Source organism: Chitinophaga oryziterrae (genome assembly GCF_009758125.1).
In the GTDB taxonomy this organism is placed as follows: Bacteria; Bacteroidota; Bacteroidia; order Chitinophagales; family Chitinophagaceae; genus Chitinophaga; species Chitinophaga oryziterrae.
The window spans coordinates 561,409-573,774 of the sequence record NZ_WRXO01000001.1 but is presented as its reverse complement, the minus strand read 5'-3'; the positions used below and the strand labels follow the sequence as shown (position 1 = coordinate 573,774).

At 44.5% G+C, this 12,366-nt stretch carries 11 protein-coding genes; 5 read left to right on the top strand and 6 right to left on the bottom strand.

The window, feature by feature from the left end; all coding sequences use genetic code 11:
* Positions 1–2: 2 nt before the first annotated feature.
* The 5 genes from DarG to GO495_RS02370 all read right to left on the bottom strand — a co-directional run bounded on the left by DarG (position 3) and on the right by GO495_RS02370 (position 4,399).
* Positions 3–404: a flexirubin biosynthesis protein DarG gene (gene DarG, locus GO495_RS02390; protein WP_157298101.1), complete on the bottom strand. Its 402-nt coding sequence runs from the start codon at positions 402–404 to the stop codon at positions 3–5.
* A gap of 112 nt (positions 405–516) precedes the next feature.
* Entirely contained in the window at positions 517–1,653 is a 1,137-nt protein-coding gene (gene darB / locus GO495_RS02385) for a dialkylresorcinol biosynthesis protein DarB (protein WP_157298100.1), read from the bottom strand.
* Positions 1,654–1,864: 211 nt separating this feature from the next.
* Positions 1,865–2,785: a dialkylrecorsinol condensing enzyme gene (locus GO495_RS02380; protein ID WP_157298099.1), complete on the bottom strand. Its 921-nt coding sequence runs from the start codon at positions 2,783–2,785 to the stop codon at positions 1,865–1,867.
* 250 nt (positions 2,786–3,035) lie between these two features.
* On the bottom strand, positions 3,036–3,677 hold the full coding sequence (locus GO495_RS02375; RefSeq protein ID WP_157298098.1) for a class I SAM-dependent methyltransferase: 642 nt from the start codon (positions 3,675–3,677) through the stop codon (positions 3,036–3,038).
* A gap of 2 nt (positions 3,678–3,679) precedes the next feature.
* Complete coding sequence (locus GO495_RS02370; protein WP_157298097.1) at positions 3,680–4,399, bottom strand: head GIN domain-containing protein; 720 nt, start codon at positions 4,397–4,399, stop codon at positions 3,680–3,682.
* Between the two features lie 165 nt (positions 4,400–4,564).
* On the opposite strand from GO495_RS02370, the gene guaA reads away from it, so the two are divergent.
* The 3 genes from guaA (at position 4,565) to GO495_RS02355 (ending at position 8,176) form a co-directional block, all read left to right on the top strand.
* A complete protein-coding gene (gene guaA, locus GO495_RS02365; protein WP_157298096.1) occupies positions 4,565–6,103 on the top strand; it encodes a glutamine-hydrolyzing GMP synthase in 1,539 nt (512 codons plus the stop codon).
* 85 nt (positions 6,104–6,188) lie between these two features.
* On the top strand, positions 6,189–7,511 hold the full coding sequence (locus GO495_RS02360) for an ABC transporter substrate-binding protein (RefSeq protein ID WP_157298095.1): 1,323 nt from the start codon (positions 6,189–6,191) through the stop codon (positions 7,509–7,511).
* A gap of 164 nt (positions 7,512–7,675) precedes the next feature.
* Positions 7,676–8,176: an Lrp/AsnC family transcriptional regulator gene (locus GO495_RS02355; RefSeq protein WP_089779360.1), complete on the top strand. Its 501-nt coding sequence runs from the start codon at positions 7,676–7,678 to the stop codon at positions 8,174–8,176.
* Here the strand turns inward: GO495_RS02355 and GO495_RS02350 are convergent.
* Complete coding sequence (locus tag GO495_RS02350) at positions 8,173–8,748, bottom strand: hypothetical protein (RefSeq protein WP_157298094.1); 576 nt, start codon at positions 8,746–8,748, stop codon at positions 8,173–8,175. The two genes, GO495_RS02355 and GO495_RS02350, sit on opposite strands and share 4 nt — an antisense overlap.
* A gap of 62 nt (positions 8,749–8,810) precedes the next feature.
* Here GO495_RS02350 and GO495_RS02345 point away from each other — a divergent pair, with 62 nt between their 5' ends.
* Together GO495_RS02345 and GO495_RS02340 are read left to right on the top strand one after the other, a co-directional pair.
* The gene (locus GO495_RS02345; RefSeq protein WP_157298093.1) at positions 8,811–9,851 is read left to right on the top strand and encodes a S66 peptidase family protein; all 1,041 of its coding nucleotides are present in this window, start codon (positions 8,811–8,813) and stop codon (positions 9,849–9,851) included.
* 57 nt (positions 9,852–9,908) lie between these two features.
* Positions 9,909–12,365 carry a ligase-associated DNA damage response DEXH box helicase gene (locus tag GO495_RS02340; RefSeq protein ID WP_157298092.1) on the top strand — a complete coding sequence of 819 codons (2,457 nt, stop codon included), beginning with the start codon at positions 9,909–9,911 and terminating at the stop codon, positions 12,363–12,365.
* Position 12,366: the final 1 nt, after the last annotated feature.

The window sequence follows — 12,366 nt, the reverse complement described above, 5'->3', positions numbered from 1 at the left end:
TACTATTCCTTAATATGCTTTAATTCATCAACAGTGATCTTAAACGCCGCAGCATAGCGCTGTAAGGTGCGTTCGCTCAGATTCTTAAATACAGCAGGTTTCATATGCCGTTTCACCTGCCATTGGAATTTGCTGACATAACTGGCCAGCAGTGCCAGGTCCATAATATTCTTTTCCATGTAGTAGCTGATGGGGCTTATTTCGCCGGACAGCACCAGTTGCCGCGCCTTTTCCACACGGGCATGTACCTCTTCCCAGGCCTGTTGCATGGCCACATTTTCGGGTTCCCAGCCTACACTGGTCACCGGTACATACTTTCCCTCATTATCTGTAGCATAGAATAACTGTTTGAAGGTACCTTCATGCATGTTATTACCATCCTGGGGAACTTCCTCTTTTTTCATGGTTTTTATTGTCTTTAAGTGATCTGCATCTTCACAAAAGCCAAATTTACATTAAAATAAAAGGAGCCGTGTAATAACACTAAGCTCCTTTATATAAGTTACAGGTTGCTCATTAAACAACCGTGAGGTATGCGTATGCGTATGTAAAACGGGCGCTTTCAGGCACCATCATTACAATGGTTTGTCCTTTTTTCAGCATCCCGGTATTCATCATTTCTTCCAGCATAAAATAAGGAGAAGCCGTACCGACATTCCCTACTTTCACCAGGTTGGTAAACCATTTTTCCTGTGGGATAGCAACGCCCAGACGGGTGATCTCTTCATCTATTTTAGCACGGAAGAATTCGGATGACAGATGAGGCAGGAAATAATCCACCTTATCAATATCTATATTATAGCGTTCTACCAGTTCTTTCCACATTTTAGCACCGGACGGAACAATGTTATTGCCCAGTAAACGGGTATCCTGTTTGAAAGCGAATACGCTTTGTTTCACCCATTGGTCCGGTTTCATGACGGACCAGCCGGTAACGGAACCATCTTCATTTTTCACAGAACCGGCATACATACAGGTTTCCAGCTCATGTGCATAGGAAGCGATCTCTACCCAGTCTACGCGCAGGGATAATCCGTCTTCATTAGGTTTATCCTGGAATAAAGCAGCGCAGGCACCGTCGGACAACATCCAGCGCAGGAAGTCTTTTTCAAAAGCGATGATAGGATTTTCATCCAGCAGTTTGAGGTTGTCTGTTTCAGGTTCGAATTTCTCTGCCTGCATCCAGCTGGACAGTTTTTCGGAACCTGTACTTACACCATTCTCAGAGTTACCACATTTGATGGACATCCAGGCGTATTTAAAAGCCTGCATTCCTGCAGCACAGGCGCCCGTAGCTGAAATCAGTTCTACAGGCTGGCATTTGAGCAGGCCATGGACCATTACGGCATGGTTAGGTAATAACTGGTCGGGAGAAGTAGTACCGCAAGCCAGCAATTGCAGCTTGCTGATAGGGAATTTATCGTCGAAAAGTCCTTTCACCGCCAGGGCTGTCATATCAGCATTGGTGTGGGTGGAGTTACCTTCTTTATCTAATGAGTAATAGCGGGTTTTAATTTTATTATTCCCCAGAATCCTCACACGCGCACGTGAAGGCTTTCCATTCACCATTCCCAGTATGCTTTCCATATCATCATTCCCGACTGGCTCGTTTGGCAAAAATTTAGAGAGCCTTGTAATATAAACTTCCTTCATTTGAATTAGGTTCCTATTTTTTTGTGTTTATTTTGATGCCGGACACCCTACCGGGCTGACTGGCGTTGTCCCTTCCCCCTTTTTCTAGTGCTATTTTAGCATAAAACTGCATACAAACGCCTGTAAATATAAAATACAATACGGATATAACCGTAAATAGCAGATAATACTTCCCCTCAATGTTAGCTAATTACATGACTGCCTGCGAAATTTAACGCAGGTGTATACCTTTAAAGTACTCAACGTCTTCCTGCAGTTTGGTTTTCCTGAAGGTTAACTTTATGATTGAAGATACCTTATCAATGGGTGTAAGGACAAAGATACCAGCTAATAACAATAAACGGTACATGGTTAACCGGCCCTTTCTTTCAGGTGCGCCCGGCCCACCTTTGGCACTTATGAATTTAGACCAGAAGCCAAAAGCACTGATCCCTCTCTGTTCAAGTAATATCAGGTTAGGTTTTAATTCAACGGCTTTGAGTTCCATCAGTTCAGGATGCAGGGCATCCCACTGTCCGGAATCCAGGGCTTTCTGCAAGGGTGCAGCAAAACGGGAAGATGCCATGATATCTTTCTCCTGTACACCGGCCGCGGGTAACCATTTAGTCGCTTCTTTCTGTCCTTTGAACTGCCAGCGTAATACGGTGAGCAACGCTATCAGGTTTGGAGAAGTATCTACCAGTACTATATTACCTACCAGTTTAGCACCAGCCTGCTGCAGGTAACCTTTTACCTTTTCCTGCGCGTTCAGCCACATGTTACGGCATCCCATCAGTGTAACTACCGGTTTATCTTTCAGTAAACGTTTCGCAGTTTCATTTTGCAGGAATGCAGCTGTTGGCTGTGACGGAGACAGGAACCAGGGTTGGTAGGCCAGTATAACAAGATCAAAATGTTCGTCCGGATCAACCTTTAACGGTTCTATTGCACGGGGTCTTCCCAATACTGTTTCAGGCATGGTATCAAAAAACACTTGCTTATCCCATGGGAACGTAAATGGCTGCACAGGCTTAATCTCCTCATACACAATAGTAGCCTTGTCTTGTAAAGGTCCTACCACATTATCGATGATTCTTTTCAGTTGCCCGGTTTGCGTATAATATACTACCAGGATCTTAGGTCGTTCAGTCATACAAGGAATAGGAGTTGAACAATTGTTCCTGTAAACATACAAAAAACAACTGTAGAGTAAAGATATTTTTTTGTTATATGATACGGGTATGGAGGTGTGATGGTGGCGGGAAGTAGTTCTTGTGCCTTAGCCAGGTACTGCTGCAATCCTCTGCATTTGTTTACAACAGTACCGTGGCCAAAGGACTTAATATTTTCCTTAAGAACTACAAAGATGCCGTTTGTATGATTAACCAAATGTTAAATACAACTTAAATTTTCACGCCCCGTATGCATATATTTTCCAGCTGCACCAGCCTGCTACCGTCAGCAGCCAGCTTTTCAGGCTCTATTGCACTGATGACTTCTGTTACGCGAAAACCATTTTCCTGTAGCAGTTTTGTGGCCGTTTCAATATCATACAATGTAAAACCGTTGTCGATAAAAGGCAGCAGTTGCATGGTAGCTTTAGAGCGGATCGCCAGTATCAGCTCTCCTTCCGGTTTTAGTACACGGGCAATTTCTTTGAGTGTAACGGCAGGTTGGTCCCAGAAGTACAATACGTTTACACCAAATACTTTATTGAAGCCAGCATCTTCTACCGGCATTTTTTCTGCTGTTGCGCAATGAAAAGTAATCCCTTCATTTTCACGGCGTGCTGCTTCCACCATTACATCGGATAAATCTATACCGGTGTAATGAACAGAAGGTTCTTTTTCTATCAGTTCCCGCACAAAATGACCATTTCCCATTCCTATTTCCAGAATGGCATCTTCTCTTTTCATCTGCAGGAAGTTCAATGTCATTTCGTATATCAGGCGGTTGGACTTATTCATCTGCTCCCCCATTTTCACGCCACCTTCACCTTCCGGCTGTCGTAGCTGTCGGGCCGCTTCCGCGAACTTCATATCCATATTTAACCTTTTTTGTGAACGTCACCGGATCCGGTCTTGTTGGAAGTCACCTGCGGATTGCCATAATAATTCACGTCTCCGGAACCGGTGGTATTAGCCTCCAGTTTTGCGCTGGCGTTGATGTCAGCATCGCCGCTGCCGGTGAGGCTTACTGTGGCATTCTCCGCCTTCAGTCCTTTTGCCCTGAAATCCCCGCTACCGGTACCTTCATACTCTATGTCCCTGGTTTCTCCGGTAATGGTCATATCGCCGGATCCTGTAATATTTGCCTTTACTTCCGGAGTATGGATATTTCCTTTGATTTCACCGCTGCCGGTTACGCTCAAAGTTACAGATTCCTCATTATCAATCGTATTTACCAGATGGATACTACCGGAGCTGGTCAGATTCAGCCCGGTGATATCAGGCGCTGTCAGTTTTATCTTAATGGGATGAGACGTACTATAAGAGGTATTGTTTTTTTGCCTGATAGACAATTCACCCCCATCCTCTTCAATTATGATATAAGGAATGATATTGTCCTCTGCCTCTATCACCACGGCAGCTTCCGGGCCCTGGGTCACGTATACGTCCACAGAGGAGTGTACTGACACTGTTTTATAACTTCCTACGTTTTTGGTTGCTGTAGTTACGTGGCCACTGCCTTTTATATGTCTTCCATCACAGGAAAACAGGGTCAGGGCAAACAGGATCAACGATGTAGCGTAAGATAAATGCTTCATTAGATAATATTTATGGGTCTTTAAAATGGCGGATAACGGCCCGAAAATACAAAACTGATTGACAATGCCATGCATAGTAATCATATTATTAAATTTTCGATTGTGTAAGACTATTCTTATTTTCAGACTTGGGATTTGATATTAGGCCTTTATCTTTGCACCACCATGACAGAAAAGATACTAATCCTCGATTTTGGCTCCCAGTATACGCAATTGATTGCACGTAGCATCAGGGAGCTGAATATTTATTGTGAAATCAAACCTTGTCTTCAACCGGTACAATGGGATGATACGATTAAAGGCATTATTTTATCAGGCAGCCCGTTCTCTGTGAACGATGCACAGGCTCCTTCGGTAGATATTGCAGCCATGGCGGCTAAAGTTCCGGTACTGGGGGTTTGCTATGGCGCCCAGCTGATGGCTAAAAATTTTGGCGGAGAAGTAGCTAAAAGTACTATCCGTGAATATGGCCGTGCTTTCATGGAGCACGACAACAGGGAAGAAAAGTTATTATACGATATCTCTCCCCGCAGCCAGGTATGGATGAGCCATTCAGATTCTATCGTGAAACTGCCGGCCGGTTTTGAAGTGATCGCCACTACGGATACCATTCCCGTAGCAGCCTTCAAGGCAGATAAAATAGCTGCAAATCCGCTGCTGGGCCTGCAGTTCCATCCGGAAGTAACACATTCCCTGGAAGGTAAGCTGCTGTTGCGCAACTTCCTGGTACATATCTGCGGTTGCAAACAGGACTGGACCCCTGCTGCTTTTGTACAGGAGACTATAGAAAAGATCAGGAACCAGGTAGGTGATAAGAAAGTAGTGATGGCCCTGAGCGGAGGGGTAGATTCTACTGTAGCGGCAGAACTGATCCACAAAGCAATAGGTAAAAACCTGTATTGCGTATTTGTGGATAACGGACTGCTTCGTAAAGATGAATATGCGACTGTACTGGACTCATATAAACATATGGGATTGAACGTAAAAGGAGTGAATGCACAAGAACTCTTTTACGGTGAACTGAAAGGGGTGAGTGATCCTGAAACAAAACGTAAGATCATCGGCCGCCTCTTCATTGAGGTATTCCAGCAGGAATCTACCCAGTTACAGGATATTTCTTTCCTGGGACAGGGTACTATCTATCCTGATGTAATCGAGTCTGTTTCTGTAAATGGTCCTTCCGTGACTATTAAATCCCATCACAACGTAGGTGGATTACCGGAAAAGATGAAGATGGGCCTGGTAGAACCATTACGTTTCCTTTTTAAAGATGAAGTAAGGCGTGTAGGCCGTGAGATAGGCATCAGTGAAGTATTCCTGGGCCGTCATCCGTTCCCGGGCCCTGGTCTGGCTATCCGTATTCTGGGTGATATCACGCCGGATAAAGTAGCGATGCTGCAGGAAGCGGACGCCATATATATAGACGGACTGCGTGATGCGGGACTCTACGACAAAGTATGGCAGGCGGGTACTATCCTTCTTCCGGTACAGAGTGTAGGTGTAATGGGCGATGAAAGAACGTATGAATTTACCATTGCATTACGTGCGGTAACTTCTACGGATGGAATGACTGCCGACTGGGCACATCTTCCATATGAATTCCTGGCAAAAATGTCCAACGATATTATAAACAGAGTGAAAGGTATTAACAGAGTGGTGTACGACATCAGCTCCAAGCCGCCTGCTACTATTGAGTGGGAATAGTTTTTGATATTACAAAGGAAGCTCCGGACGGGGCTTTCTTTGTAATATGTTTGTTGGGAATGATTTTTGTAATTTAATGATCGCTATGAGTAAATCCAAAATATGCAGCCATCTTATTGCTGCATGCGTGCTGGCTGTTTTGTTGTCTGCCTGTTCCACTACCAGAAAGAGCAGTAAAACGACAAATATGCCGCCGCCAACTGTATCGAAACCTGTTCAGGAAGTAAAGAAAGACAACGGTAAAAAAGAAGAAAAAGCAGCTCCGTTCAATGTGCCTGCTTTTGGTCGTGAAGTAAAAAAAGATGCCTACAACATTGCACTCTTTTCTCCACTGTATCTTGATTCCGTATTTTCCAATACGACCGAAATACCCGGGCGTACCCTGCCCCGTTATGTGTTACCCGGGCTTGACTTTTACGAAGGCGTACAACTGGCGCTTGACAGTCTGCAAATACAGGGTGTTAAACTGAATGTTGTTGTGTACGACAGCAAAGCAAGACAAAATAATCCCCAGACGTTATTTCATAATAAAGCACTGGATTCTACGGACCTGATCATTGCAGCTGTAGGAACTCCGGAACTGAAAGAGCTGAGCGATGTAGCCAGGGAAAAACAGATTAACCTGGTATCTGCTACCTATCCGAATGATGGTGGCATTAACAGCAATCCTTTCCTGCTCATTACCAACAGTCTGCTGAAAACGCATTGCGAAGCGATACAGCAGTACTTACAGGATGCTTTTGCTACTAAGAATATTCTGATACTCTCTCATAACACTCCGCTGGAAAAACACCTGGTAGCTGATTTCAAAGCAGACTATGAGAAGACCACCAATCCTAAGAAGTCCCGTCTGCGGGAAGTGATCTGGAGTGATGCAACAACGGACGCTGAATTAGCTCAGTATTTAATTGCAGACCGTCCGAATCTTTGTGTGGTGACCGCACTGGATGAAACCAGCGCTAAAGATATCATGCGTAAGTTAAGTGTGCAGATGCCCACTTACCCTATCCAGGTATTTGGTATGCCTACATGGGATATCATGAAGTTCAAAGAGCCTGAGTTTAAGGGTATGCAGATCTATTATTCCTCTCCTTATTTCAATGATAAAACCGATGCATACAGCCGTTATATCACTGATTATTTTAAGAGAGTGTATAAATCCCGCCCTTCTGATATGGCGTTTAAAGGCTTTGAGCTGACATGGTATTTTGTAAAACAGTTATCAGATAAAGGTGTTTATTTTAATAGCAATATCAATGATCCTTCAAAGAAAATATTCAGCGATTTTAATTATCAGCCTGTTTATCTGAAAGAAGGAGAACCAACTCCTGATTACTTCGAGAATAAGAATATTTACATTATTCAGAAGGGGGATAGCAATGACATCAAGATGAACGTGAAGAATTAATTATCTTATTATATTTTGAGAAGAGGGGCTTAGGTCCCTCTTTTTTTTTGCGCATGAAAATTGTGTGATTTATTTAAATCCTCCTAAAATTGCACAATTCTCCTCGGTAATTAGTATATTGTACTTATTTTTGCTTTATTATTGGAACATTATTCTATACTCTTATGAACCTGGGAAATAATAAAAAGGAAAGTACCACTGAGAACATCACACTGGACGAGAAGGACATTGCCATCCTGCAACTGCTGGAAGAAGATGCAAAAATGACGATCCGCGATCTGGCAGCACGTCTTAACCTGAGTGCTACTCCCGTTTATGAACGCATCCGTAAAATGGAACAGGCAGGCGTGATCCGTCAGTATGCAGCGATCATAGACCCCAGCAAGATTGATAAAGCCCTTACCGTACTCTGTTACATTTCCCTGAAGGAACATGGTAAAAAAGCAGGTGGAAAGTTCATCAAAGAGATCATTGCTTTTCCTGAAGTAATGGAATGCCTGAATATCTCCGGAGAGTTTGATTTCATGCTGAAAGTGCAGGTAAAAGACATGTATGCCTACCACGAATTTAACGTGAACAAACTGGGCGAACTGGATAATATCCGCCACATGGAAAGTGTGTTCGTGATGTCCGTGATCAAAGCTACCCACCGGGTAGTGTACTAGCGCTTTATGTATCCTTCATAACCCGGAAACTGGATATAAGTATTCATACTTTCTCCGCTTTCATGCACTGTTACTGCGGTACAAACCTTTCCCGCTATTTCAAACGCAATTCCTCCTTTAACATCATCATATAACTCAAGGCGTTTATGGCGCATTGTATCTTCATAAACAGCTGCACGGCTGATATGAGGGAATGCTTTCTTCACACTGGCATATGAGCTGCCTACTTTAATACCGGCCTTTGTTTTAAAAGAAGCGGTGTTAATACGGACCTGCTTTACGTGCATACCTTCATTACCACTACCTACTGCGCCTATCGATAAATATACCGCGAGGTAACGGCTGGAATCTAAACTATTGTCTGCTTTATGGCTATACCAGATACTCCATGCTTTTCCCATGGCAGCGTCACCACCGTCCGGGTGTCCCAGTTGTTTGCCTAATTCTTCTCCGGAAACCCCCAGTTTAGTGTTCCCTATGTATTTACCGGGTTCAATTCTCCACGCTGTTTGTGCAATGACCGGCTGTACGGCCGTTATCAGGAAAGTAAGTAAAAAATACAGGTTCTTCATGTAGGTATTAAGACAAAAAACAGGCCATTCATTTTTATATAAATAATGCTTACATTAATTGTATGAATCGTAAGTATTTCCTGTCTGCGCTGGCTGTTACGGGATTAGCATATCCTTCTTTTTCGAAAGTGCCTGCAATGGCAGCGCGTATAGGTATTCCCGAAGCAGCAGCCCTGATGCCCTCCTACCTGCAACCAGGTGACACCATCGGTATCACTGCCCCTGCCGGACATATTACACTGGAAGAAATCACACCGGCTATCCGCATCATGGAAAGCTGGGGGTTTAAAATACGTGCAGGCAGTACTGTGAATAAGCGCGATTTCTCTTTTGGCGGTACGGATACAGAAAGACAACAGGATTTACAGGCCATGCTGGATGACCCTTCCATCAAAGCGATCATGTGCGCCAGAGGCGGTTATGGCAGTGCGCGTATCATTGATCAGCTTAACTTCTCCAACTTTATACAATACCCTAAATGGGTGATTGGATTCAGTGATATTACAGTGCTTCATTGTCATATCAACCGCCTGTTTGGCATTGCTACTTTACATTCTAAAATGTGCAACAGTTTCCCGGATGATTTCAGCAAAGCAGAACCTATAGTACAGGAAACGATCTTATCTATCAAACAGGCCCTTACCGGACAGCGGATGCAATATTCCCTTCCTGCAGATCCCAACAACCGTATTGGCACTGCCAGCGGTATTTTAATAGGCGGTAATCTTTCTATGATACAAAGTATTGCCGCTACCAATTCCGAGCCGAATACCATTGGTAAAATACTGTTCCTGGAAGAAGTGGGTGAATATATGTACAACCTCGATCGTATGTTAAACAACCTGCAAAGATCTCACAAACTGGATAACCTCGCAGGACTGATCATCGGTGGATTTAACCGGTTGAGGCCAGATGATCCCGGAGAAGAATTCGGCAGGACTGTCGCGGATATCGTGATGGAAAAAGTAAAGGATTGTACATATCCCGTCTGCTTTAATTTCCCTGTAGGGCATCAGAAGAATAACTATGCACTGAAATGTGGGGTGATGCATAAACTGGATGTACAAAAGGATAATGTTATATTAAATGAGATAATAGTGTAGCGTTATTTCCCGCGCCACATCATATTGCTCGCTGATTTTTCATAATTTCATACACTGATGAAAAATAAAGCGCGCGGATGGCAAGTGATAACAGAATGGCTGGCTGCTCATGACAGGCAGCCCTTTGTATTCCAGGAAGAAGCCTGGGAACATTATATTCAGGGGCGGTCGGGCCTGGTGAATGCCCCTACCGGTTATGGTAAAACATTCTCTCTTTTCCTGGGTTCAGTGATCGACTGGATCAATCAACACCCAAAAGACTACAAACAAAAAACTAAGAATGGCCTGCAAATGTTATGGATCACCCCGCTGAGGGCGCTGGCCAAAGACATTGCACGTGCAATGATTGAAGTATTAGAGGAACTCGATATGCCCTGGCAGGTAGGTATACGCAGTGGTGATACACCTGTGTCTACCCGGCAACAGCAGAAAAAGCAGATGCCGGAGATCCTGATTATCACACCGGAAAGCCTGCACTTATTACTGGGACAGAAAGATTATCCCAAAGTATTTACAACACTGACCACTGTAGTGGCTGATGAGTGGCATGAACTGCTGGGTAGCAAACGTGGCGTGATGGTGGAACTTGGCCTCAGCAGGCTTCGGGGACTGGCCAAAGGCCGGGCGCCCTTGCGGGTATGGGGCATTTCAGCGACCATCGGGAACCTGGATGAAGCCCTGGACGTATTGCTGGGTAAACCTGATCCTACAGCAGTAATTGTGCGTGCAAGACTTGATAAGCAGATCGAACTGCAAAGCATACTGCCGGATGAAATTGAGAAGTATCCCTGGGCAGGACACTTAGGCACCAAATTACTGCCTAAAGCGCTGCCTATTATTCTCAACAGCAAGACAACGCTCATTTTTACCAACGTACGTTCTCAAACAGAAATCTGGTACCACGAAATATTACGGCAATGTCCTGAACTGGCAGGCGCTATCGCCCTGCATCACGGCTCTATAGATATGGAACTGCGGGTATGGGTGGAAGATGCCCTCCACGAAGGTATTCTCAAAGCAGTGGTATGTACTTCCAGTCTGGATTTAGGCGTGGACTTCCGCCCGGTAGATACTGTGATACAGGTGGGTAGTCCAAAAGGCGTTGCGCGTTTCCTGCAGAGAGCAGGGCGTAGCGGTCATCAGCCGGGAGCTGTAAGCAAGATATGGTTCCTGCCCACGCATAGTTTGGAACTGGTGGAAGCGGCAGCGTTGAAGGCTGCTATGAAGGAACAACTGGTAGAGAGCCGTATGCCGGTGCTGCTGGCGTTTGATGTGCTGATACAATACTTAATGACGCTGGGTATTTCAGATGGTTTTCATGGGGCTGAAATATGGGAAGAAATCACCGGCACCTTTTGCTTCCGTGATATGACGGAAGAAGAATGGCAATGGACCCTCTCCTTTCTTACTACAGGTGGAGAAGCGTTGTATAGCTATGATGAGTTCAAAAAGCTGGAAAGAGAAGATGACTTTTATATTTGCCGGAGTCGCCAACTGGCGTTGCGGCACCGCCTGCATATAGGGACAATTGTGAGTGATGCCATGCTGAAAGTAAAGTTCATCAGCGGTGGTTTCATCGGTGTGATAGAAGAAGGATTTATTGCACGGTTACAACCCGGAGATGCGTTTAGTTTAGCAGGGCATACGCTTGAATTTGTGATGATCAAGGATATGACTGCCCTCGTACGCAAATCCAAAGCCAAGCGGGCGATCATACCCAGCTGGATGGGCGGACGATTACCTTTATCCGCTAATTTAGGGAGTGTACTTCGCCGTACGTTTAGTGAGGCGATGTCCGGAAATACGACAGAGCCGGAGCTGAAGATCCTGCAGCCTTTATTTAATCTGCAGGAGAACCTTTCTCATGTGCCTAAAGATGATGAACTACTGGTAGAGAAGATTAATACACAGGATGGGTTCCATCTTTTTGTATATCCTTTTGAAGGGCGACTGGTACATGAAGTAATGGCTACTTTGCTGGCTTACAGGATCAGTAAACGTCAGCCGATTACTTTCTCCATTGCGATGAATGATTATGGATTTGAGTTGCTTTCTGATCAGGAAATACCGGTAACGGATGAAGATGTACATGAACTTTTCTCTCTGGAGAACCTGAGTACAGATCTGCAGACCAGTGTGAATGCGACGGAGATGGCAAGGCGTAAATTCCGGGATATTGCGGTGATTGCAGGATTGATATTTCAGGGTTATCCGGGTAAGCATAAAGCGAACCGGCATTTACAATCATCTGCATCTTTACTGTTTAATGTTTTCAGGGATTATGACCCGCAGAATCTCTTACTGCGACAAGCGTTTAGTGAGGCTTTCTTTTACCAGATGGAAGAAGCCCGTTTGCGGGAAAGCCTGGAGCGGATCTACAATAATAAAATTATCATTACAGAACCTGCGCAATTGACTCCTTTCTGCTTTCCTATTAAAGTGGATAGTTTAAGGGAGAGCCTGACCAGTGAGAAACTGGCGGACAGGATTAAAAAAATGCGGCCACAGTTTTAAT

Bases quoted from the DNA above. Each gene is read 5' to 3' on its own strand.
- DarG (WP_157298101.1), bottom strand. From the start codon at position 404: ATGAAAAAAGAGGAAGTTCCCCAGGATGGTAATAACATGCATGAAGGT.
- darB (WP_157298100.1), bottom strand. From the start codon at position 1,653: ATGAAGGAAGTTTATATTACAAGGCTCTCTAAATTTTTGCCAAACGAG.
- GO495_RS02380 (WP_157298099.1), bottom strand. From the start codon at position 2,785: ATGACTGAACGACCTAAGATCCTGGTAGTATATTATACGCAAACCGGG.
- GO495_RS02375 (WP_157298098.1), bottom strand. From the start codon at position 3,677: ATGGATATGAAGTTCGCGGAAGCGGCCCGACAGCTACGACAGCCGGAA.
- GO495_RS02370 (WP_157298097.1), bottom strand. From the start codon at position 4,399: ATGAAGCATTTATCTTACGCTACATCGTTGATCCTGTTTGCCCTGACC.
- guaA (WP_157298096.1), top strand. From the start codon at position 4,565: ATGACAGAAAAGATACTAATCCTCGATTTTGGCTCCCAGTATACGCAA.
- GO495_RS02360 (WP_157298095.1), top strand. From the start codon at position 6,189: ATGAGTAAATCCAAAATATGCAGCCATCTTATTGCTGCATGCGTGCTG.
- GO495_RS02355 (WP_089779360.1), top strand. From the start codon at position 7,676: ATGAACCTGGGAAATAATAAAAAGGAAAGTACCACTGAGAACATCACA.
- GO495_RS02350 (WP_157298094.1), bottom strand. From the start codon at position 8,748: ATGAAGAACCTGTATTTTTTACTTACTTTCCTGATAACGGCCGTACAG.
- GO495_RS02345 (WP_157298093.1), top strand. From the start codon at position 8,811: ATGAATCGTAAGTATTTCCTGTCTGCGCTGGCTGTTACGGGATTAGCA.
- GO495_RS02340 (WP_157298092.1), top strand. From the start codon at position 9,909: ATGAAAAATAAAGCGCGCGGATGGCAAGTGATAACAGAATGGCTGGCT.